The sequence below is a fragment of the Enterobacter sp. CCUG 70166 genome, assembly GCF_020224095.1.
Taxonomy (GTDB): domain Bacteria; phylum Pseudomonadota; class Gammaproteobacteria; order Enterobacterales; family Enterobacteriaceae; genus Enterobacter; species Enterobacter intestinihominis.
In genome coordinates, this window is sequence record NZ_NRIQ01000046.1 from 1 (window position 1) to 23,169 (window position 23,169).

At 55.6% G+C, this 23,169-nt stretch carries 20 protein-coding genes; 17 read left to right on the plus strand and 3 right to left on the minus strand.

Annotated features, from left to right (window positions below; all coding sequences use genetic code 11):
* Nucleotides 1-46: 46 nt before the first annotated feature.
* Nucleotides 47-1,261, minus strand: coding sequence for an alanine transaminase AlaA (gene alaA, locus CKK19_RS19560; protein ID WP_022648831.1), 1,215 nt, complete (start codon nucleotides 1,259-1,261; stop codon nucleotides 47-49).
* A gap of 942 nt (nucleotides 1,262-2,203) precedes the next feature.
* On the opposite strand from alaA, the gene lrhA reads away from it, so the two are divergent.
* The 14 genes from lrhA to nuoN all read left to right on the plus strand — a co-directional run bounded on the left by lrhA (nucleotide 2,204) and on the right by nuoN (nucleotide 18,798).
* Nucleotides 2,204-3,142 carry a transcriptional regulator LrhA gene (gene lrhA / locus CKK19_RS19565; RefSeq protein ID WP_032622483.1) on the plus strand — a complete coding sequence of 313 codons (939 nt, stop codon included), beginning with the start codon at nucleotides 2,204-2,206 and terminating at the stop codon, nucleotides 3,140-3,142.
* Between the two features lie 631 nt (nucleotides 3,143-3,773).
* A complete protein-coding gene (gene nuoA, locus CKK19_RS19570; RefSeq protein WP_003861475.1) occupies nucleotides 3,774-4,214 on the plus strand; it encodes an NADH-quinone oxidoreductase subunit NuoA in 441 nt (146 codons plus the stop codon).
* Between the two features lie 15 nt (nucleotides 4,215-4,229).
* Nucleotides 4,230-4,904 carry an NADH-quinone oxidoreductase subunit NuoB gene (gene nuoB, locus CKK19_RS19575; protein WP_003861482.1) on the plus strand — a complete coding sequence of 225 codons (675 nt, stop codon included), beginning with the start codon at nucleotides 4,230-4,232 and terminating at the stop codon, nucleotides 4,902-4,904.
* An 89-nt stretch (nucleotides 4,905-4,993) separates the two neighbouring features.
* Nucleotides 4,994-6,796, plus strand: coding sequence for an NADH-quinone oxidoreductase subunit C/D (gene nuoC / locus CKK19_RS19580; protein ID WP_074174446.1), 1,803 nt, complete (start codon nucleotides 4,994-4,996; stop codon nucleotides 6,794-6,796).
* A gap of 2 nt (nucleotides 6,797-6,798) precedes the next feature.
* Nucleotides 6,799-7,299: an NADH-quinone oxidoreductase subunit NuoE gene (gene nuoE / locus CKK19_RS19585; RefSeq protein WP_006176513.1), complete on the plus strand. Its 501-nt coding sequence runs from the start codon at nucleotides 6,799-6,801 to the stop codon at nucleotides 7,297-7,299.
* A complete protein-coding gene (gene nuoF / locus CKK19_RS19590) occupies nucleotides 7,296-8,633 on the plus strand; it encodes an NADH-quinone oxidoreductase subunit NuoF (RefSeq protein WP_006811381.1) in 1,338 nt (445 codons plus the stop codon). Before nuoE ends, nuoF begins: the two co-directional genes overlap by 4 nt.
* Before the next feature lie 54 nt (nucleotides 8,634-8,687).
* Nucleotides 8,688-11,411: an NADH-quinone oxidoreductase subunit NuoG gene (nuoG, locus tag CKK19_RS19595; protein ID WP_063854243.1), complete on the plus strand. Its 2,724-nt coding sequence runs from the start codon at nucleotides 8,688-8,690 to the stop codon at nucleotides 11,409-11,411.
* Nucleotides 11,408-12,385, plus strand: a complete 978-nt coding sequence (nuoH, locus tag CKK19_RS19600) for an NADH-quinone oxidoreductase subunit NuoH (RefSeq protein ID WP_022648828.1) — start codon at nucleotides 11,408-11,410, stop codon at nucleotides 12,383-12,385. Before nuoG ends, nuoH begins: the two co-directional genes overlap by 4 nt.
* Nucleotides 12,386-12,399: 14 nt before the next feature.
* On the plus strand, nucleotides 12,400-12,942 hold the full coding sequence (gene nuoI, locus CKK19_RS19605; protein WP_003861491.1) for an NADH-quinone oxidoreductase subunit NuoI: 543 nt from the start codon (nucleotides 12,400-12,402) through the stop codon (nucleotides 12,940-12,942).
* A gap of 10 nt (nucleotides 12,943-12,952) precedes the next feature.
* Nucleotides 12,953-13,507: an NADH-quinone oxidoreductase subunit J gene (nuoJ, locus tag CKK19_RS19610; protein WP_006176507.1), complete on the plus strand. Its 555-nt coding sequence runs from the start codon at nucleotides 12,953-12,955 to the stop codon at nucleotides 13,505-13,507.
* The gene (nuoK, locus tag CKK19_RS19615; protein ID WP_006176506.1) at nucleotides 13,504-13,806 is read left to right on the plus strand and encodes an NADH-quinone oxidoreductase subunit NuoK; all 303 of its coding nucleotides are present in this window, start codon (nucleotides 13,504-13,506) and stop codon (nucleotides 13,804-13,806) included. The genes nuoJ and nuoK overlap by 4 nt, the downstream gene beginning before the upstream one ends.
* Nucleotides 13,803-15,644 (plus strand): NADH-quinone oxidoreductase subunit L, encoded by a 1,842-nt coding sequence (gene nuoL, locus CKK19_RS19620; protein ID WP_023300625.1) that lies wholly within the window; start codon nucleotides 13,803-13,805, stop codon nucleotides 15,642-15,644. Before nuoK ends, nuoL begins: the two co-directional genes overlap by 4 nt.
* 160 nt (nucleotides 15,645-15,804) lie before the next feature.
* Nucleotides 15,805-17,334, plus strand: coding sequence for an NADH-quinone oxidoreductase subunit M (gene nuoM / locus CKK19_RS19625; protein WP_023300624.1), 1,530 nt, complete (start codon nucleotides 15,805-15,807; stop codon nucleotides 17,332-17,334).
* A gap of 6 nt (nucleotides 17,335-17,340) precedes the next feature.
* Nucleotides 17,341-18,798 carry an NADH-quinone oxidoreductase subunit NuoN gene (nuoN, locus tag CKK19_RS19630; RefSeq protein WP_046619075.1) on the plus strand — a complete coding sequence of 486 codons (1,458 nt, stop codon included), beginning with the start codon at nucleotides 17,341-17,343 and terminating at the stop codon, nucleotides 18,796-18,798.
* Nucleotides 18,799-18,897: 99 nt separating this feature from the next.
* Here nuoN and CKK19_RS19635 read toward each other — a convergent pair whose 3' ends face one another.
* A complete protein-coding gene (locus tag CKK19_RS19635; RefSeq protein WP_023306639.1) occupies nucleotides 18,898-19,902 on the minus strand; it encodes a chemotaxis protein in 1,005 nt (334 codons plus the stop codon).
* Nucleotides 19,903-19,966: 64 nt separating this feature from the next.
* Nucleotides 19,967-20,884, minus strand: a complete 918-nt coding sequence (rbn, locus tag CKK19_RS19640) for a ribonuclease BN (RefSeq protein ID WP_022648823.1) — start codon at nucleotides 20,882-20,884, stop codon at nucleotides 19,967-19,969.
* 71 nt (nucleotides 20,885-20,955) lie between these two features.
* On the opposite strand from rbn, the gene CKK19_RS19645 reads away from it, so the two are divergent.
* The 3 genes from CKK19_RS19645 to menF all read left to right on the plus strand — a co-directional run bounded on the left by CKK19_RS19645 (nucleotide 20,956) and on the right by menF (nucleotide 23,158).
* Entirely contained in the window at nucleotides 20,956-21,420 is a 465-nt protein-coding gene (locus tag CKK19_RS19645) for a GNAT family N-acetyltransferase (protein ID WP_023300622.1), read from the plus strand.
* Between the two features lie 50 nt (nucleotides 21,421-21,470).
* Nucleotides 21,471-21,776: a stress response protein ElaB gene (elaB, locus tag CKK19_RS19650; RefSeq protein WP_022648821.1), complete on the plus strand. Its 306-nt coding sequence runs from the start codon at nucleotides 21,471-21,473 to the stop codon at nucleotides 21,774-21,776.
* Between the two features lie 86 nt (nucleotides 21,777-21,862).
* Nucleotides 21,863-23,158 carry an isochorismate synthase MenF gene (menF, locus tag CKK19_RS19655; protein ID WP_023306637.1) on the plus strand — a complete coding sequence of 432 codons (1,296 nt, stop codon included), beginning with the start codon at nucleotides 21,863-21,865 and terminating at the stop codon, nucleotides 23,156-23,158.
* Nucleotides 23,159-23,169 lie beyond the last annotated feature (11 nt).

Here is a 23,169-nt window from a genome sequence, read left to right on the forward strand (position 1 = left end):
CATGTTTCCGGTTCATACCGCAGCGCCACCCGGCGGAAAGTCAGCGTTACTGATGGTACCCCGAGAGGAATCGTCCGAAGCGGCTGATGGCCATTTCGAGATCGTCTTCGCGCGGCAGGGTTACAATACGCACGTGATCCGGCCACGGCCAGTTAAACGCCGTCCCCTGAACCAGCAGCACTTTTTCCTGCAACAGGAAGTCGAGCACCATTTTCTGGTCGTCGTGAATATTGAAGCGCTTCGCGTCGATTTTCGGGAACATATACAGCGCGCCGTTAGGCTTCACGCAGGAGACGCCCGGAATATCATTAATTAATTCCCATGCACGGTTGCGCTGTTCATAGAGGCGGCCGCCTGGAACGATAAACTCGCTGATGCTTTGATAGCCCCCGAGTGCTGTCTGGATCGCATGTTGCGCCGGTACGTTGGCGCACAGACGCATGGATGCCAGCATCTCCAGCCCTTCAATGTAGCCTTTCGCATGTTTTTTCGGACCGTTCAGTACCATCCAGCCCTGACGGAAACCGGCAACGCGGTAAGTTTTAGACAGTCCGTTAAAGGTGACCGTCAGCAGATCGGGCGCCAGCGCGGCGATAGAGTGGTGCTGCGCCGCGTCGTACAGGATCTTGTCGTAAATCTCGTCGGCAAAGATGATCAGGTTGTGCAGGCGGGCGATCTCGACGATCTCCATCAGCAGCTCTTTTGAATAGACCGCGCCCGTCGGGTTATTCGGGTTAATGATCACGATTCCCCGGGTGCGCGGTGTTATTTTGGCGCGAATGTCATCCAGATCCGGGAACCAGTCCGACGATTCATCGCAAAGATAGTGCACCGCTTTACCGCTGGAGAGCGATACCGCAGCCGTCCACAGCGGATAGTCTGGAGCGGGAACCAGCATTTCATCGCCGCTGTTCAGGAGCGCCTGCATCGCCTGAACGATCAGCTCCGAGACACCGTTGCCAATGTAGATATCTTCAACGGTGACGTCGCGCATACCGCGAGCCTGATAGTGCTGCATAATGGCTTTACGGGCGGAATAAAGCCCTTTTGAATCGCAGTAGCCTTGTGCAGTGGGCAGGTTACGGATCACATCCACCAGGATCTCATCCGGCGCTTCAAAACCAAATGGCGCGGGGTTGCCGATGTTGAGTTTCAGAACCTTATTGCCTTCCTCTTCAAGGCGTTTTGCCTCTTTGAGTACCGGGCCACGGATGTCGTAACAGACGTTGTCGAGCTTGCTGGATTTTTCGATAGGGGACATGAACCTTTAACCTTTTCGCTATTATTGCAACTTCCTGCCGTGGAAGCAGCACGGAACAATGTACTCCCACCGCGCTTCGTTTTGAAGGGCGCACAGAAGAAGATTTTGTCCAACCAGGCAGCACTGCTGTGATTGCTTAATCTAATGATGGAGTGATTTTACGCCTGAAATTACCGTGAAAACGCTTAATGTTGGGTTTTTTATGCTGAAAGTTTCACATAAATATTAATATTAATATTATTCTGATTTAAATAAAAAGACGATCCGGGCTGAAGCGTTAGTCCCCCTGAGTGACCATTCGTAAAACCTGAATGCTGAGATACAGTTTGCTCTATTAGCAAAGCCAGGTTAAAAGTTACTCATGTGAAATTAATGTTAAGTGTTATTAATGAATGGCCTGAATCTAAATTAAACTTTATTTATTATTAACGACGAAAATGCAACTTTCGTTAATTTTAATAAAAAGAGTGTAGTTGCTTATCATTGGCGTTAAATCCGTTATATTGCAATAAGACTTATAAATATAGTGGATTTGGGTTAAGATGTGTTTTGGGAATGCAGCGTAGCGATAGGCTTGTTACGTATATCAGCTTCTGCCTTCCTGTATTAATCGATTGTTATTGTTAAAGTAATCTCTGGCTGATTGGGTAAGTCACATCTTGCTACGCTGGCAACGCCGCGATATAGATGGCAGAAAACATGTCTTACTCTTAATGGAATTTACATCTACCTTCAGATAACGAAATATCCTGAACGCAAGAGAATAAAAATAACGTCATGAAACGTGATTTCTGACTGTTGATATACCAAAGTACAATAACTATCTGTCAGGCAGTCTGCCGGGCCGGGACGCGAGGGAAACTCTTCAGAAGGAATTGCTTAACTGTTACACACAGCTTCAACCCGGGCAGCTCCGCACGAGCAACCTGAAAGTGAAAAGATATGATAAATGCAAATCGTCCGATAATGAATCTCGACCTCGATCTGCTGAGAACGTTTGTTGCGGTCGCCGATCTCAACACTTTTGCAGCAGCTGCTGCCGCCGTTTGCCGTACCCAGTCCGCCGTGAGTCAGCAAATGCAGCGGCTGGAACAACTGGTTGGTAAAGAGCTTTTTGCGCGTCATGGACGTAATAAGCTTTTAACAGAACATGGTATTCAGCTTCTGGGTTATGCCAGAAAGATACTGCGCTTTAATGATGAAGCCTGTATGTCATTAATGTTTAGCAACCTTCAGGGAGTGTTAACATTAGGGGCGTCAGATGAATCAGCAGATACCATTTTGCCCTTCCTTCTCAACCGAATTAGCTCGGTTTATCCGAAGCTTGCCCTGGACGTTAGCGTTAAACGCAATGCCTTCATGGTTGAGATGCTGAAAGAAAACGAGGTTGACCTGGTGGTCACCACGCATCGACCTGGCCAGTATGACTGCCTGACGCTGCGTACTTCTCCTACGCACTGGTACTGTGCCGCGGAGTACGTATTGCAAAAAGGTGAGCCAATACCCCTGGTCCTGCTGGACGATCCTAGTCCGTTCCGCGATATGGTGCTGACTGCGCTCAACGAAGCCAGTATTCCGTGGCGCCTGGCGTACGTTGCGTCAACGTTGCCTGCGGTACGAGCGGCAGTGAAGGCCGGACTTGGCGTAACAGCCCGTCCGGTGGAGATGATGAGCCCCGATCTGCGTGTGCTGGGTCAATCTGAGGGACTCCCGTCGTTGCCGGATACGGAGTACCTGCTGTGCCATAATGCCGCCAGCAACAACGAGCTAGCGAAAGTGGTATTCGAGGCAATGGAAAACTACCACAATCCATGGCAGTACGCGCCTGTTACTCCGGAAGGAGGGGATGACTCCCTGATTGTGGAAAGGGATTTTGAGTGATCATTCCCCCAAAATTCTCGTAACAAAATGTAAGTGCAAAAAAGAGCCACTCGCATGATTTTTTCCTGCGAGTGGTTTTTTTTGCTATTCATAACCGCGAACGGAGCAGGGTTAAAGCAAATACCGCTTATTTATCAATGCAGAAAATGCTTTTGGTTAAGTTATAAACGATACCTCTTCTAACTTGCCTAATACCCCGCCGATGTTAAAAAAATAGGAAATATGTTGCTGTTTTTTTGATTGAATTAACAAAAGCGTGTCTCAGATCAAGAAAATACTCCCATTTGGGGGGAGGAATCGTTGGCAAATCCTGTCAAAATAGGAGGGTTATTTTTTTTACTTCCAAAACGGACACGATTCAACAAGATGCATTTGACGTAAAGTCATGTACCCACCAGGGTTAAAGGGCACCAAATGTTAATGAGAATCGCACGTTGTAATTTAATGTGAAGAAACCTTTGTTAAAGTTGACAAAAGGTTATAGAAAGGAGTAAAAAACCCCATCATTTTGCTGTCTATGTCTCATTTCTGACAGTTAGTGTAAGGTTATTTTGTTCCTCCCCATGAATCGATGTGATGCCCATCTGCCAGCAAGAGCAGTGTCGTCGGTATCACTTTTGATGAGTAAGCAATGAGTATGTCAACATCCACAGAAGTCATCGCTCATCACTGGGCATTCGCAATCTTTCTTATTGTAGCCATTGGCCTGTGCTGCCTGATGTTAGTCGGCGGCTGGTTCCTGGGCGGTCGCGCCCGCGCAAGGCACAAAAACACACCTTTCGAATCAGGTATTGATTCAGTAGGTACCGCTCGCTTACGCCTGTCTGCCAAGTTCTACCTGGTAGCCATGTTCTTCGTCATTTTCGACGTGGAAGCGCTTTACCTCTTCGCGTGGTCTACCTCCATTCGCGAAAGTGGTTGGGTGGGCTTTGTCGAGGCCGCAATTTTCATTTTAGTGTTACTGGCCGGTCTGGTTTATCTGGTGCGTATTGGCGCGCTGGACTGGACACCTGTGCGTTCACGCCGTGAACACATCAACCCGGAAAACAGTATCTCTAATCGTCAGCAGTAACAGCGAGGCAATAAGATGGATTATACGCTCACCCGCATAGATCCTAACGGTGAGAATGACCGTTACCCCCTGCAAAAACAGGAGATCGTAACCGACCCCCTGGAGCAAGAAGTCAACAAAAGCGTGTACATGGGCAAGCTCGAACATGCCATGCACGATATGGTCAACTGGGGTCGTAAGAACTCCATCTGGCCATACAACTTTGGCCTTTCTTGCTGCTACGTTGAAATGGTGACGTCATTCACTGCGGTGCATGACGTTGCGCGTTTTGGGGCCGAGGTACTGCGTGCTTCTCCACGTCAGGCTGACCTGATGGTGGTGGCCGGGACCTGCTTTACCAAGATGGCACCGGTTATTCAGCGTCTTTATGACCAGATGCTGGAGCCAAAATGGGTTATCTCCATGGGCGCATGTGCAAACTCCGGCGGTATGTACGACATTTATTCCGTTGTGCAGGGCGTTGATAAGTTCATTCCGGTGGATGTGTACATCCCGGGCTGCCCGCCGCGTCCAGAGGCCTATATGCAGGCGCTGATGCTGCTGCAGGAGTCAATCGGTAAAGAACGCCGTCCGCTCTCCTGGGTTGTTGGCGATCAAGGTGTCTATCGCGCGAACATGCAGTCTGAGCGCGAGCGTAAACGTGGTGAACGTATTGCCGTCACCAACCTGCGTACGCCTGACGAAATTTAATTTGCGCCTGTGGGCCTGGAGAACACCTTCGCATATCACTACTCAAATAGCGCGAAGCCAGGCTTAACAGTCACCACGGACCATTTGCAATGGTGAACAATATGACCGACTTAACCGCGCAAGAAGCCGCCTGGCAGACCCGGGATCATCGCGATGACCCCGTCATTGGCGAACTGCGCAACCGTTTTGGGCCGGATGCCTTTACTGTTCAGGCCACCCGCACCGGGGTACCCGTTGTTTGGGTGAAGCGTGAGCAATTACTGGAAGTTGTCGATTTCCTCAAGAAATTGCCAAAACCTTACGTCATGCTGTTTGACTTACACGGCATGGACGAACGTCTGAGAACGCACCGCCAGGGTCTCCCTGCTGCGGATTTTTCCGTTTTCTACCACCTGATCTCAATAGACCGCAACACGGATATCATGCTCAAGGTGGCATTGTCTGAAAACGACATGCATCTTCCGACGATCACCAAACTTTTCCCGAACGCCAACTGGTACGAGCGTGAAACCTGGGAAATGTTCGGCATGACCTTCGACGGCCACCCGCATCTGACGCGCATCATGATGCCGCAGACCTGGACTGGCCACCCGCTGCGTAAAGACTACCCGGCACGCGCCACTGAATTCGACCCGTTTGAGCTGACCAAAGCCAAGCAGGATCTGGAGATGGAAGCGCTGACCTTCAAGCCGGAAGACTGGGGCATGAAGCGCGGCACCGAAAACGAGGACTTCATGTTCCTTAACCTCGGTCCAAACCACCCGTCTGCGCACGGTGCATTCCGAATTATTCTTCAGCTTGACGGCGAAGAGATTGTCGACTGCGTGCCTGACATTGGCTACCACCACCGTGGTGCCGAGAAGATGGGCGAGCGTCAGTCCTGGCACAGCTACATTCCGTATACTGACCGTATCGAATACCTCGGCGGCTGCGTAAACGAGATGCCATACGTGCTGGCCGTTGAGAAACTGGCAGGCATCACCGTCCCGGATCGCGTTAACGTGATTCGCGTGATGCTGTCTGAACTGTTCCGTATTAACAGCCACCTGCTGTACATCTCCACGTTCATTCAGGACGTTGGTGCGATGACGCCGGTCTTCTTCGCCTTTACCGACCGTCAGAAAATTTACGATCTGGTGGAAGCGATTACCGGTTTCCGTATGCACCCGGCCTGGTTCCGCATCGGCGGCGTGGCGCACGATCTGCCGCGCGGCTGGGACCGCCTGCTGCGTGAATTCCTCGACTGGATGCCGAAACGTCTGGCGTCTTACGAGAAAGCCGCGCTGCGTAACTCCATCCTGAAAGGCCGCTCCCAGGGCGTTGCCGCCTACGGCGCGAAAGAGGCGCTGGAGTGGGGGACCACAGGTGCTGGCCTGCGCGCAACCGGTATTGATTTCGACGTGCGTAAAGCCCGTCCTTACTCTGGCTACGAGAACTTCGACTTTGAAGTCCCGGTTGGCGGCGGCGTTTCCGACTGCTACACCCGCGTGATGCTGAAAGTGGAAGAGCTGCGCCAGAGCCTGCGCATCCTTGAGCAGTGCCTCAACAACATGCCGGAAGGCCCGTTCAAGGCGGATCACCCGCTGACGACGCCGCCACCGAAAGAGCGCACGCTGCAACATATCGAAACCCTGATCACCCACTTCTTGCAGGTTTCCTGGGGCCCGGTCATGCCGGCACAAGAATCCTTCCAGATGATTGAAGCGACCAAGGGTATCAACAGCTACTACCTCACCAGCGACGGCAGCACCATGAGCTACCGTACCCGCGTGCGTACGCCAAGCTTTGCGCACCTGCAGCAGATCCCGGCCGCCATTCGCGGCAGTCTGGTCTCCGACCTGATTGTGTATCTGGGTAGTATCGATTTTGTTATGTCAGATGTGGACCGCTAATTATGCACGAGAATCAACAACCACAAACCGAGGCTTTTGAGCTGAGTGAAGCAGAGCGTGCCGCCATTGAGCACGAGATGCACCACTACGAAGACCCGCGTGCGGCGTCCATTGAAGCGCTGAAAATCGTACAGAAACAGCGTGGTTGGGTGCCGGATGGGGCGATCTATGAGATCGCAAAAGTGCTGGGCATTCCGGCAAGTGACGTAGAAGGCGTAGCCACGTTCTACAGCCAGATCTTCCGTCAGCCGGTCGGCCGCCATGTGATCCGCTACTGTGACAGTGTTGTCTGCCACATTACCGGTTATCAGGGCATTCAGGCTGCGATTGAGAAGAAACTTAATATTAAGCCGGGCCAGACGACGTTCGACGGACGCTTTACCCTGCTGCCAACCTGCTGCCTGGGTAACTGCGACAAGGGACCGACCATGATGATTGATGAGGACACTCACAGCCATCTGACGCCGGAAGCGATTCCTGACCTGCTGGAGCAGTACAAATGAAAACTGTAATTCGTACTGCTGAGACGCATCCGCTGACCTGGCGTCTGCGTGATGACAAACAGCCGGTCTGGCTCGACGAATATCAGAGCAAAAACGGCTATGCCGGTGCGCGTAAAGCCCTCGGCGGCATGGCGCCAGACGACATCGTTAATGCGGTAAAAGATTCTGGCCTGAAAGGGCGCGGCGGTGCGGGCTTCTCCACCGGTCTGAAGTGGAGCCTGATGCCGAAAGATGAATCCATGAACATCCGTTACCTGCTGTGTAACGCCGATGAAATGGAGCCGGGTACCTATAAAGACCGCCTGCTGATGGAACAGCTGCCGCACCTGCTGGTGGAAGGCATGCTGATCTCCGCGTTCGCGCTGAAAGCGTACCGTGGCTACATCTTCCTGCGCGGTGAATACATCGAAGCGGCTGAAAACCTGCGTCGCGCGATTGCCGAAGCCACTGAAGCCGGACTGCTGGGTAAAAACATCCTGGGCACCGGGTTTGACTTCGAGCTGTTCGTGCACACCGGTGCCGGGCGTTATATCTGCGGTGAAGAAACCGCGCTGATTAACTCCCTGGAAGGCCGCCGCGCGAACCCGCGCTCCAAGCCACCGTTCCCGGCAAGCTCCGGCGTGTGGGGTAAACCGACCTGTGTAAACAACGTCGAAACCCTGTGTAACGTTCCGGCTATCCTTGCGAACGGCGTGGAGTGGTATCAGGGCATCTCATCAAGTAAAGATGCCGGTACCAAGCTGATGGGCTTCTCCGGTCGCGTGAAGAATCCTGGCGTCTGGGAGCTGCCGTTCGGCACCACCGCACGTGAAATTCTTGAAGACTACGCCGGCGGTATGCGCGATGGCCTGAAATTCAAAGCCTGGCAGCCGGGTGGGGCAGGGACAGACTTCTTAACCGAAGCCCACCTTGACCTGCCAATGGAGTTCGAAAGCATTGGTAAAGCAGGCAGCCGTCTGGGTACCGCGCTGGCGATGGCCGTCGACCACGAGATCGGCATGGTATCCCTGGTGCGTAACCTGGAAGAGTTCTTCGCCCGCGAGTCCTGCGGCTGGTGTACACCATGCCGTGACGGTCTGCCGTGGAGCGTGAAGATCCTGCGCGCTATCGAACGTGGCGAAGGCCAGCCTGGCGATATCGAGACACTTGAGCAACTGTGTCGATTCTTAGGGCCAGGTAAAACCTTCTGTGCTCACGCACCGGGTGCCGTCGAGCCGCTGCAGAGCGCGATTAAATATTTCCGCGACGAATTCGAAGCAGGCATCAAGCAGCCGTTCAGCAATACCCATTCTATCAATGGTATTCAGCCGAACCTGCTGAAAGCACGCTGGTAAAAACAGAATTTTGATTAACGCTCGGTTTCGGCCGAGCCAACTGGAAGCATGCTAATGGCTACGATTCATGTAGACGGCAAAGAATACGAAGTCAACGGGGCGGACAACCTGCTGGAAGCTTGTCTGTCTCTTGGCCTCGATATTCCGTACTTTTGCTGGCATCCGGCGCTGGGCAGCGTCGGTGCTTGCCGCCAGTGTGCGGTGAAGCAATATCAAAACGCGGAAGACACGCGTGGTCGACTGGTGATGTCCTGTATGACGCCAGCCACCGAAGGCACTTTTATTTCGATTGATGACGAAGAAGCCAAACAGTTCCGCGAAAGCGTAGTGGAGTGGTTGATGACCAACCACCCACACGACTGTCCGGTGTGTGAGGAGGGTGGTAACTGCCACCTTCAGGATATGACCGTCATGACTGGTCACAGCTTCCGTCGCTATCGCTTTACCAAGCGTACTCACCGAAATCAGGATCTGGGGCCGTTCATCTCTCACGAAATGAACCGCTGCATCGCCTGCTACCGCTGCGTGCGTTACTACAAAGATTATGCAGACGGTCAGGATCTGGGCGTGTATGGCGCGCATGACAACGTTTACTTCGGTCGTCCGGAAGACGGTACGCTTGAAAGCGAATTCTCCGGTAACCTGGTAGAAATCTGCCCGACCGGCGTGTTCACGGATAAAACCCACTCCGAGCGTTACAACCGTAAATGGGACATGCAGTTTGCGCCAAGCATCTGCCAGCAGTGCTCCCTCGGCTGTAACACCAGCCCGGGTGAACGTTACGGTGAACTGCGTCGTATCGAAAACCGTTACAACGGTACCGTTAATCACTACTTCCTCTGCGATCGCGGTCGTTTTGGCTATGGCTATGTGAACCTGAAAGACCGTCCGCGTCAGCCGGTTCAGCGCCGTGGCGACGACGTCATTACCCTCAACGCTGAACAGGCGATGCAGGGCGCGGCAGATATTCTGCGCCAGTCGAAGAAAGTGATCGGCATCGGCTCCCCGCGCGCCAGCATCGAAAGCAACTTCGCGCTGCGCGAGCTGGTTGGGGCGGAAAACTTCTATACCGGTATCGCCCATGGCGAGCAGGAACGTCTGCAACTGGTGCTGAAAGTGCTGCGTGAAGGCGGTGTACACACGCCTGCGCTGCGCGAAATCGAATCCTATGATGCGGTTCTTGTGCTCGGGGAAGACCTGACGCAGACCGGCGCACGCGCGGCTCTGGCGGTTCGTCAGGCGGTGAAGGGTAAAGCACGTGAAATGGCAGCGGCGCAGAAAGTGGCTGACTGGCAGATTGCGGCGATCCTCAACATCGGCCAGCGCGCGAAGCATCCTCTGTTTGTGACTAACGTCGACAACACCCGTCTGGACGATATCGCCGCGTGGACCTACTGCGCACCGGTTGAAGATCAGGCGCGCCTCGGCTTTGCCATTGCCCACGCGCTGGACAGCAACTCGCCGGCCGTTGAACTGGATCGCGACCTGCAGAACAAGGTCGACGTGATTGTTCAGGCGCTGGCGGGGGCGAAGAAACCACTGATCATTTCCGGTACCAACGCCGGTAGCGCTGAAATCATTCAGGCCGCAGCGAACGTTGCCAAAGCCCTGAAGGGCCGTGGCGCTGACGTCGGTGTGACCATGATTGCCCGTGCGGTGAACAGCATCGGACTGGGCATGATTGGCGGCGGCTCGCTGGAAGAAGCGTTAAGCGAACTGGAATCCGGTTCTGCTGATGCGGTGGTAGTGCTGGAAAATGACCTGCATCGCCACGCTTCCGCCGCTCGCGTTGACGCCGCGCTCTCCAAAGCACCGCTGGTGATGGTTATCGACCATCAGCGCACCGCGATCATGGACAAAGCACACCTGGTGCTCTCTGCTGCAAGCTTCGCAGAAAGCGACGGGACGGTGATCAACAACGAAGGCCGCGCACAGCGCTTCTTCCAGGTTTATGACCCGGCCTACTACGACAGCAACACCGTGATGCTGGAAAGCTGGCGCTGGCTGCACTCTCTGCACAGCACCGTGCAGAGCCGTGAAGTGGACTGGACGCAGCTCGACCACGTTATCGACGCGGTTGTTGAGAAACTGCCTCAGCTGGCGGGCATTAAAGACGCCGCGCCTGACGCAAGCTTCCGTATTCGCGGCCAGAAACTGGCGCGTGAGCCGCACCGCTACAGCGGTCGTACTGCGATGCGTGCCAACATCAGCGTGCACGAACCGCGTCAGCCGCAGGATAAAGACACCATGTTCGCCTTCTCGATGGAAGGGAACAACCAGCCGTCTGCGCCGCGTTCGCAAATCCCGTTTGCATGGGCACCGGGCTGGAACTCCCCACAGGCATGGAACAAATTCCAGGCTGAAGTGGGTGGTCATCTGCGCCACGGCGATCCGGGCGTGCGTCTGATTGAAGCCTCCGAAACCGGTCTGGACTTCTTCTCTACCGTTCCGGAACGTTTCCAGGCTCAGGAAGGCCACTGGCGTATTGCGCCGTACTACCATCTGTTCGGTAGCGACGAAATATCCCAGCGTTCTCCGGTATTCCAGCAGCGTATGCCGCAGCCGTACATCAAGCTCAACCCGGCGGATGCCGCGAAGCTTGGCGTTAACGCGGGTGCGAACATTGCCTTTAGCTACGACGGCCAGACAATCAGCCTGCCGCTGATTATTTCTGAAAGCCTGTCAGCAGGGCAGGTGGGTCTGCCGATGGGGATGCCTGGCATCGCGCCGGTCCTGGCGGGTGCGCATCTTGATAACCTTCAGGAGGCAAAAGCATGAGTTGGTTAACGCCGGATCTTATCGACATCCTGCTGAGCATTCTGAAAGCGGTCGTCATTCTGCTGGTGGTCGTCACCTGCGGCGCGTTCATGAGCTTTGGTGAACGTCGTCTGCTCGGTCTGTTCCAGAACCGTTACGGACCGAACCGCGTGGGCTGGGGTGGTTCACTCCAGCTGGTGGCGGACATGATCAAGATGTTCTTTAAAGAGGACTGGGTTCCGCGCTTCTCGGACCGCGTGATCTTTACGCTGGCGCCGATGATCGCCTTTACCTCGCTGCTGCTGGCGTTTGCTATCGTTCCCGTCAGCCCGACCTGGGTGGTGGCTGACCTGAACATCGGCATTCTGTTCTTCCTGATGATGGCAGGCCTCGCGGTGTACGCGGTGCTGTTCGCAGGCTGGTCCAGTAACAACAAATACTCGCTGCTGGGTGCGATGCGTGCTTCCGCGCAGACGCTGAGCTACGAAGTGTTCCTGGGGCTCTCCCTGATGGGCGTGGTGGCGCAGGCCGGTTCATTCAACATGACCGACATCGTCAACAATCAGGCCGACATCTGGAACGTTATCCCGCAGTTCTTTGGTTTTGTGACCTTTGCTATCGCGGGCGTGGCGGTGTGTCACCGTCACCCGTTTGACCAGCCAGAAGCCGAACAGGAACTGGCCGACGGTTACCACATTGAATATTCCGGTATGAAATTCGGTCTGTTCTTCGTGGGCGAGTACATCGGTATCGTCACCATTTCCGCGTTGATGGTAACGCTGTTCTTTGGTGGCTGGCATGGCCCGTTCTTACCGCCGTTCATCTGGTTCGCGCTGAAAACCGCGTTCTTCATGATGATGTTCATTTTGATTCGTGCGTCCTTACCGCGTCCGCGTTATGACCAGGTAATGTCCTTCGGCTGGAAAGTGTGCCTGCCGCTGACGCTCGTCAACTTGTTGGTAACGGCGGCTGTCATTCTCTGGCAGCAGCCATAAGGGGCTTTGAGATCATGACCTTAAAAGAATTACTCGTAGGCTTTGGCACCCAGGTACGCAGTATCTGGATGATCGGCCTGCACGCGTTTGCCAAACGCGAAACCCGGATGTATCCGGAAGAGCCGGTATATCTGCCGCCGCGCTACCGTGGCCGTATCGTGCTGACGCGCGACCCGGACGGTTCCGAGCGCTGCGTAGCCTGTAACCTGTGTGCGGTAGCGTGTCCGGTAGGCTGTATCTCTCTGCAGAAAGCCGAGACGGTGGACGGCCGCTGGTACCCTGAGTTCTTCCGCATCAACTTCTCACGCTGCATTTTCTGCGGTCTGTGTGAAGAAGCGTGCCCAACCACGGCGATTCAGCTGACTCCAGACTTCGAGCTGGGTGAGTACAAGCGTCAGGACCTGGTGTACGAGAAAGAGGATCTGCTGATTTCCGGTCCGGGCAAATACCCGGAATATAACTTCTACCGGATGGCGGGTATGGCAATCGACGGCAAAGATAAGGGCGAAGCAGAGAACGAAGCTAAGCCTATCGACGTCAAGAGCCTGTTACCGTAAGGAGAGGGCAATGGAATTCGCTTTTTATATCTGTGGCCTTATCGCCATCCTGGCTACGCTGCGAGTGATCACGCACACCAATCCGGTGCATGCGTTGCTGTATTTAATCATTTCGCTGCTGGCTATTTCCGGGGTGTTCTTTGCGCTGGGCGCGCACTTCGCCGGTGCGCTGGAAATTATCGTCTACGCGGGTGCCATTATGGTGCTGTTCGTGTTCGTGGTGATGATGCTCAACCTGGGCGGCTCTGAAATTGAGCAGGAACGTCAATGGTTAAAACCGCAGGTGTGGATTGGCCCGGCAATTTTGTCGGCCATCATGCTGGTGGTGATTGTTTACGCTATTCTGGGCGTTAACGACCAGGGCATTGACGGCACGCCAATCAGCGCCAAGGCTGTTGGTATTGCGCTGTTTGGTCCGTACGTTCTGGCGGTTGAACTGGCCTCTATGCTGCTGCTGGCGGGTCTGGTTGTTGCCTTCCACGTCGGTCGCGAAGAACGTGTTGGTGAGGTGCTGAGCAACCGCACTGATGACCGTGCGAAAAGAAAAACGGAGGAGCGCGCATGATCCCCTTAACACATGGACTGATCCTCGCTGCGATTTTGTTCGTTCTGGGCTTAACCGGTCTGGTTATCCGCCGCAATCTGCTGTTTATGCTGATCGGTCTGGAAATCATGATCAACGCTTCCGCGCTGGCCTTTGTGGTCGCCGGTAGCTACTGGGGCCAGGCCGACGGTCAGGTGATGTACATTCTCGCCATCAGCCTCGCGGCTGCCGAAGCGAGTATTGGCCTGGCGCTGTTGCTGCAGCTCCATCGTCGCCGCCAGAACCTGAACATCGATTCAGTAAGTGAGTTGCGTGGATGAACATGCTTGCCTTAACCATTATTTTTCCGCTGATTGGCTTCGTGCTGCTGGCATTTTCTCGCGGCCGCTGGTCTGAGAATCTGTCTGCCACCGTGGGCATTGGCTCAATCGGTCTGGCTGCGCTGGTGACAGCGTATGCGGGTATCGATTTCTTTAACAATGGACGTCAGGCCTATAGCGTGCCGCTGTGGAACTGGATGTCGGTCGGTAACTTCAACATCGGTTTCAACCTGGTGCTGGATGGTCTGTCTCTGACCATGCTCTCCGTGGTCACCGGCGTCGGCTTCCTGATCCACATGTTCGCCTCCTGGTACATGCGCGGTGAAGAGGGATACTCCCGCTTCTTCGCCTACACCAACCTGTTTATCGCCAGCATGGTGGTTCTGGTGCTGGCCGATAACCTGCTGCTGATGTATCTGGGCTGGGAAGGCGTGGGTCTGTGCTCTTACCTGCTGATCGGTTTCTACTACACCGATCCGAAGAATGGCGCAGCGGCCATGAAAGCGTTCGTCGTGACCCGTGTGGGTGACGTCTTCCTCGCTTTCGCGCTGTTCATTCTCTACAACGAACTGGGCACGCTGAACTTCCGCGAAATGGTGGAACTGGCGCCAGCGCACTTCGAAGCAGGCAACAACATGCTGTGGTGGGCAACGCTGATGCTGCTGGGTGGTGCTGTGGGTAAATCCGCACAGCTGCCGTTGCAGACATGGCTTGCCGACGCGATGGCGGGTCCAACCCCTGTCTCCGCGCTGATCCACGCTGCGACCATGGTCACCGCCGGTGTCTACCTGATTGCGCGTACCCATGGCCTGTTCCTGATGACCCCGGAAATTCTGCATCTGGTGGGTATCGTCGGTGCGGTTACGCTGGTGCTGGCAGGCTTTGCCGCACTGGTGCAGACCGACATCAAACGCGTTCTCGCGTACTCCACCATGAGCCAGATTGGTTACATGTTCCTGGCGCTGGGCGTTCAGGCGTGGGACGCAGCCATTTTCCACCTGATGACGCACGCGTTCTTTAAAGCGCTGCTGTTCCTCTCATCCGGTTCGGTGATCCTGGCCTGCCACCACGAGCAGAATATCTTCAAAATGGGCGGACTGCGTAAGTCCATCCCGCTGGTCTATATCTGCTTCCTGGTAGGCGGCGCGGCGCTGGCGGCACTGCCGCTGATTACCGCAGGCTTCTTCAGTAAGGATGAAATCCTGGCGGGCGCCATGGCGAATGGTCATATCAATCTGATGGTTGCGGGTCTGGTCGGTGCGTTTATGACCTCCCTGTACACCTTCCGTATGATTTTCATCGTCTTCCACGGTAAAGAACAAATTCACGCCCACGCAGGGAAGGGGATTACCCACCACCTGCCGCTGATTGTGCTGCTGGTACTCTCCACCTTCGTTGGCGCGATGATTGTGCCACCGTTGCAGGGCGTACTGCCGGCAACAACCGAGCTTGAGCACGGTCGCGTTCTGACGCTTGAAATCACCTCCGGCGTTGTGGCTATCGCGGGCATCCTGATTGCCGCATGGCTGTGGCTGGGCAAACGCACGCTGGTGACTGCCGTTGCCAACAGCGCGCCGGGCCGTCTGCTGGGCACCTGGTGGTACAACGCATGGGGCTTCGACTGGCTGTACGACATGATCTTCGTGAAGCCGTTCCTGGGCATTGCGTGGCTGTTGAAGCGCGATCCGCTGAACAGCCTGATGAATATCCCGGCGATCCTCTCTCGCTTTGCAGGTAAAGGCCTGCTGTACAGCGAGAACGGCTATCTGCGCTGGTATGTGGCATCCATGAGCATCGGTGCGGTTGTCGTGCTGGCGCTGCTGATGGTGTTGCGATAGTGGTTTTTGCCCGGTGGCGCTGCGCTTACCGGGCCTACGAGACCGTAGGTCGGGTAAGCGTGATCGTCACCCGACACCACAAACCGCACTAACACGTGAATTTTGTCGAATTCGTTGAAAATCGGTCCCTGAGGGACTTTAACAAGGAATAAAAATCGCCATGTTATTACCCTGGCTAATATTAATTCCCTTCATCGGCGGCTTCCTGTGCTGGCAGACTGAACGCTTTGGCGTGAAGATGCCGCGCTGGATCGCGCTGATCACCATGGGATTGACGCTCGCGCTTGGCCTGCAACTGTGGTTGCAGGGTGGCTACTCATTGACCCAGTCTGCGGGCCTTCCGCAGTGGCAATCTGAGTTCATTCTGCCGTGGATCCCACGTTTCGGTATCACGATCCACCTTGCGATTGACGGTCTGTCGCTGCTGATGGTCGTGCTGACCGGTCTGCTCGGCGTTCTGGCGGTACTCTGCTCCTGGCGAGAAATCGAAAAATACCAGGGCTTCTTCCACCTGAACCTGATGTGGATCCTGGGCGGCGTTATCGGCGTGTTCCTGGCCATCGACATGTTCCTGTTCTTCTTCTTCTGGGAGATGATGCTGGTGCCGATGTACTTCCTGATCGCGCTGTGGGGCCACAAGGCATCCGACGGTAAAACGCGTATCACGGCGGCCACCAAGTTCTTCATCTACACCCAGGCGAGTGGTCTGGTGATGTTGATTGCCATCCTGGCGCTGGTGTTTGTGCATTACAACGCCACCGGCGTCTGGACCTTCAACTATGAAGATCTGCTGAAGACCCCGATGTCCCACGGTGTGGAATACCTGCTGATGCTCGGCTTCTTCATCGCCTTCGCGGTGAAAATGCCGGTAGTTCCGCTGCACGGCTGGCTGCCGGACGCGCACTCTCAGGCGCCAACGGCGGGTTCCGTTGACCTGGCGGGTATCTTGCTGAAAACGGCGGCCTACGGTCTGCTGCGTTTCTCCCTGCCGCTGTTCCCGAACGCCTCCGCAGAGTTTGCGCCGATTGCCATGTGGCTTGGCGTGATCGGTATCTTCTACGGTGCATGGATGGCCTTCACGCAGTACGACATCAAACGTCTGATTGCTTACACCTCCGTTTCCCACATGGGCTTCGTACTGATTGCCATCTACACCGGTAGCCAGCTGGCGTACCAGGGCGCGGTGATCCAGATGATTGCGCACGGCTTGTCCGCTGCCGGTCTCTTCATCCTGTGCGGTCAGCTGTACGAACGTCTGCATACCCGCGACATGCGTATGATGGGCGGCCTGTGGGGCAAAATGAAATGGCTGCCTGCACTCTCCATGTTCTTCGCGGTTGCCACCCTGGGTATGCCAGGTACCGGTAACTTCGTTGGCGAATTTATGATTCTGTTCGGCAGCTTCAAAGTGGTTCCGATGATTACCGTCATCTCCACCTTTGGTCTGGTGTTCGCCTCCGTGTACTCGCTGGCGATGCTGCACCGCGCCTACTTCGGTAAAGCGAAGAGCGAAATTGCTGCTAAAGAACTGCCGGGGATGTCGCTGCGTGAGCTGTCCATCATCCTGCTGCTGGTCGTACTGCTGGTGCTGCTGGGCTTCTATCCGCAGCCGATTCTGGATACCTCGCACTCCGCGATGGGTAACATCCAGCAGTGGTTTGTTAATTCTGCTTCTACTACAAGGCCGTAATTCGCCATGACAATAACTCCACAACAACTGATCGCGCTGCTACCGCTGCTGATCGTCGGATTGACGGTGGTGGTTGTGATGCTCTCCATTGCGTGGCGACGCAATCACTTCCTGAATGCGACCCTGTCCGTTCTGGGTCTGAACGCTGCGTTAGTCTCCCTCTGGTTTGTTGGCCAGGCGGGCGCAATGGACGTCACGCCGCTGATGCGCGTTGACGGCTACGCCATGCTCTACACCGGTCTGGTGCTGCTGGCGAGCCTGGCAACCTGTACCTTTGCGTACCCGTGGCTCGAAGGGTACAACGACAACAAAGAAGAGTTTTACCTGCTGGTACTGATTGCCGCACTGGGCGGCATTCTGCTGGCGAACGCGAACCACATGGCCGCGCTGTTCCTCGGTATTGAGCTGATCTCACTGCCGCTGTTCGGCCTGATTGGTTACGCCTTCCGCCAGAAACGCTCACTGGAAGCGGCGATCAAGTACACCATCATGTCCGCTGCTGCGTCGTCGTTCCTGCTGTTCGGTATCGCGCTGCTGTATGCACAGACGGGTAACCTCTCCTTCCTGGCGCTCGGCAAGAGCCTCGGCGACGGCATGATGCATGAGCCGCTGCTGCTGGCGGGTCTGGGCATGATGATTGTTGGCCTTGGCTTTAAACTCTCTCTGGTGCCGTTCCACCTGTGGACGCCAGACGTTTATCAGGGTGCGCCAGCGCCGGTCTCTACCTTCCTGGCGACGGCGAGCAAAATCGCTATCTTTGGCGTGGTCATGCGTCTGTTCCTGTACGCCCCGGTGGGTGACAGCGAAGCGGTTCGCGTGGTGCTGGGCATTATCGCGTTCGTCTCCATCATCTTCGGTAACCTGATGGCGCTGAGCCAGACCAACATTAAGCGTCTGCTGGGCTACTCCTCAATCTCCCATCTGGGCTACCTGCTGGTGGCGCTGATTGCGCTGCAAAGCGGTGAGATGTCGATGGAAACCGTGGGTGTGTATCTGGCCGGTTACCTGTTCAGCAGCCTCGGCGCGTTCGGCGTGGTGAGCCTGATGTCCAGCCCGTACCGTGGCCCGGATGCAGATTCCCTGTTCTCCTACCGTGGTCTGTTCTGGCACCGTCCGATTCTGTCTGCGGTAATGACCGTGATGATGCTCTCTCTGGCGGGTATCCCGATGACGCTGGGCTTTATCGGTAAGTTCTACGTGCTGGCCGTCGGTGTGCAGGCGGGTCTGTGGTGGCTGACTGCCGGTGTCGTTATCGGCTCCGCGATTGGTCTTTACTACTACCTGCGTGTGGCTGTGAGCCTGTACCTGAGCGCGCCTCAGCAGCTCAACCGTGATGCACCGTCCAACTGGCAGTACAGCGCCGGGGGGATCGTGGTGCTGATCTCCGCGCTTCTGGTGCTAATCTTCGGTATCTATCCGCAGCCGCTGATTGAGATTGTGCAGCGCGCGATGCCGCTGATGTAAAAGCAAAAAACCCGCCTCGGCGGGTTTTTTATTGCCCAGCGGCGCTACGCTTGCAGGGCCTACAGGTCTTGTAGGTCGGGTAAGCGAAGCGCCACCCGACTAAGCTAACTGCTTCCTGCTTATAAGCGGCCCGTCAATCTTCTTCATCGAGCGGTCCAGCACCTCTTCAATCACCGACGACAGCTCATTCAGCTCAAACTTCGCCACATAGCCGTCAGCCTTCACTTTGCGTATATGATCTTCGTTCGCGTTGCCGGAAAGAGACGAGTGGATCACCACCGGAATATCTTTCAGTACCGGGTCAGTTTTGATTTTGCGCGTCAGCGTAAAGCCGTCCATCTCCGGCATTTCGAGGTCGGTTAATACCAGGGCAATCTTATCGGTAACGGGGACGCCCTCAGCCTGAGCCTGCGCGGCCAGCTGAGTGATTTTCTCCCATGCGTCTTTGCCGGTGATATGCAGCTGAGCCGGGATCTCCATTGCCTGCAATCCCTTCTCCAGCATTGAGCGCGCTACTTTCGAGTCTTCAGCAACAATCGCGACAGAGCCAGGCTTGATGTTGAATTTGGTGGTTTCCAGATGGGTGGCGTGCAGATCGTGGTTCGCCGGGGTGATGTCATACAGGATCTGCTCCACGTCGAGCACCATTGCCAGATCGTTGGTATCGGTCTTATCGTCCAGACAGGCAATGCTGGTGATGTAGCGACCGCTGACGGCGGTTTCCGCGGCGTGCACCTGCTTCCAGTCGAGACGCATGATGTTCTCCACCGATTCCACGGCAAACGCCTGCACGCTGCGGGCATATTCGGTGATCAGCAAAATGTTTAGCCCGGTGGCTGGCTTGCAGCCGGCGACGGCGGCCAGATCGATCACCGGGATCACCTGGTCGCGAATATTTACCATCCCCATCAGCGGAGACTTCATTCCCGCTGGTTTGGTGAAGGTCGGCATCGGCACAATTTCGCGCAGTTTGAACACGTTGATGCCGAACAGCTCGGATTTATTTTCGTTCAGAGAGGTGCCAAGACGGAACAGCAACAGTTCAAAACGGTTGGACTGGGTCAGGTTCGCCCTGTCATCAATATCTTTCTGGAAATTATCCATTCTACCCTCAAGAGAAATGCTGGCCTTTTAATCGTTATCGGCACCCTGAGGGAAAAATGAAGGACTAAACGCTGACCTGAGCAAAATCTTCCGCCAGCTCGCATGCCGGGAACACCTCCCGACACTCTGCCAGCAGGCTTTCACAGCCGCGGACGTCATAGCGTGAGCTGACGTGAGTGACAATCAGTTTCCGGACGCCAGCCTCGCGCGCCAGCTGCGCGGCCTGACGCGTTGAGCTGTGCCCCCGGCTATTGGCTTTTTCTTCCATCGCCGCTTCCAGCGTTGCCTCATGCACCATCACATCCACACCCCCGGCAAGCCGGAGCGCCGAAGGGCAGGGGGCGGTATCCCCAAAAATAGCCAGTTTTTTGCCCGGCTGCGGCGGCGCAAGGTAATCCTGACCGTTGATGACGCGCCCGTCTTCCAGCGTGACGGTCTCGCCGTGCTTCAGACGCTGGAACAGCGGGCCAGGTTTCACCCCATCGGCCTGCAACGCGGCGGCGTTCAGCGCGCCGGGCTTGTCATGCTCCTCAACGCGATAGCCGTAGCATTCCACCGGATGGTTAAGCGGGTAAGCGCGCACCTGGTAATCTCCGTCGTCGAACACCAGACCTTCGCCGATCTCAACCACCTCCAGCGGATAATCGGTCCACGAGCCGCTCAGGCGCAGCGTGGTCTCAACGAATGCCTGAATACCCGCAGGGCCATAAATGGTCAGCGGGTTAGCGTTACCGGCCATCGAACGGCTACACAGCAGGCCCGGCAGGCCAAACAGATGGTCGCCGTGCAGATGGGTGATAAATATTTTATCCACTTTCCCCGGGTGGTATGAGGTATGCAGCAACTGATGCTGCGTACCTTCGCCGCAGTCAAACAGCCACAGCCCGCCGCGGGTAGGATGCTTAAGATCCAGCAGAATCGCCGTCACGTTGCGTGAGCGGGTTGGCACGCCCGCGGACGTACCCAGAAAAATCAGTTCCATAACGCAATCAGCCCTTTGCCGAATGGGAAGGGGTTTAGTATAACGTGATGAACCCCAGGAAGGAGAAACACATGATCCAGTGGCAAGATCTACACCACAGCGAACTGACTATTCAGTCACTCTACGCCCTGCTCAAACTGCGCTGCGAAGTTTTTGTGGTTGAACAAACCTGCCCGTATCAGGATATCGACGGCGATGACCTGGTCGGCGAGAACCGGCACATCCTCGGCTGGCGCGATAACGAGCTGGTGGCGTATGCGAGGATTCTGAAAAGCGAAGAGGATTTTGACCCTGTCGTCATTGGCCGCGTCATTATCAGCGGAAGCGCGCGCGGTGAAAAGCTGGGCTATCAGCTGATGGAAAAAACGCTGGACGCATGCCTGAAACGGTGGCCAGACAAGGCGTTATACCTGGGCGCGCAGGCGCATTTGCAATCATTCTATGGCCATTTTGGTTTTACCCCGGTCACGGACATTTACGATGAAGATGGCATCCCACACATCGGTATGGCGCGCGAAGCGAAACAGGCGCAATAGCGAGACGTTGTCTATAGTTATCGGACTGGTGTACTAACATGGAGAAAAATATGTCATTTCAATCCTGGGATACCCGAGCAGACGACGATTTAACGCTGTTAAGCGAAACGCTGGAAGAAGTACTGCGCTCTTCAGGCGATCCTGCCGATCAGAAGTACATTGAGCTCAAAGCCCGCGCCGAGCAGGCGCTGCATGACGTGAAAAACCGCGTCAGCAACGCATCCGACAATTACTACTACCGCGCCAAACAGGCGGTTTATCGTGCCGACGATTATGTGCACGAAAAGCCATGGCAGGGCATTGGGGTCGGTGCGGCCGTAGGGCTGGTGCTGGGCCTGCTGTTAGCCCGTCGTTAAGCCGGTAAACCCCTCCCTACACGTGGGTACTGCTATTTATTATCAGTACCCCGTATAATGTAAGGTTTTAACAGGGAGAGGTTCGCGTGCATTCGATTTCCATCGCGCTGGAACGCCTGCGCACTCAGCTTGCGCAAGCGTTACCCGCTACACCCGGTTTACGCCATTTCGATGTCTCTTTCCCGTTAAACGACGCCTTCGATCCGCTGGCCTGGCTGGGTGTGCAGCGATGCTATCCCCAGTTTTACTGGCAACAGCGGAGCGGTGATGAAGAACTTGCCGCGCTCGGAAGCCTCGCCCATTTTGACTCTCTGGCCTCGGCCTCCCGGTTTTTGCACACCCATGACGTAGCCAATGATACCCGTATCTGCGGCCTGAACGCCTTCAACCCGGCACAGGGAAAGCTGTTTTTACCGCGCCTTCTCTGGCGACGGTCTGGCGGGGTCGCCACGCTGCGCCTGCAACTGTGGAGCGAAACGTCGCTGTGTGATGATGCCGGTGACGCACTGAAGTTTATTGATAACCTGCGCGACGCCGCGCCGATCCGCCCGTTGTCCGTGCAGATTGTGCAGGAAACCCATCATCCGGAAAAACCGGAATGGCTGGCGTTGATTCGTCAGGCGACGGATACCCTTGCTCGCGGCGATTTTGAGAAAGTGGTGCTCGCACGTGCTACAGACGTGCAGTGCCAGCAGCCCGTGAACGCTATCGCGCTAATGGCCGCCAGCCGCGCGCTAAACCTCAACTGCTATCATTTTTGTATGGTCTTTGACGCCAGCAACGCGTTCCTCGGCTCGACGCCCGAGCGACTGTGGCGGCGACGCGGCATGCTGCTGCGCACTGAAGCGCTGGCAGGCACCGTCGCCAGCCATTCTGACGATAAGCAGGCCCAGCGTCTGGGCGACTGGCTGATGAACGACGACAAAAATCAGCGGGAAAATATGCTGGTGGTGGAAGATATCTGCCAGCGTCTTCAGCACCATACCCGGACGCTGGAGATCCTCCCAGCGCAGGTGCTGCGTCTGCGCAAGGTGCAGCATTTACGCCGCTGTATCTGGACCGAACTCAAACAGTCTGATGACGAGCAGTGTCTGCATATTCTGCAACCGACGGCGGCGGTGGCCGGGCTGCCGCGTCAGGCAGCGCGAGAATTTATTGCGAAAGTGGAGCCGTTTGACCGGGAGTGGTACGCCGGATCGGCGGGCTATTTATCGCGCGATCAAAGCGAGTTCTGCGTGGCATTACGCTCCGCCCGCGTTCATGACGCCGCGCTTCGTCTTTATGCGGGGGCGGGCATCGTCAGCGGCTCCGATCCAGAGCAGGAGTGGCAGGAGATCGAAAATAAGGCCGCCGGGCTGCGTTCCCTCCTCCTGAGGGATTAATACTGATTCGT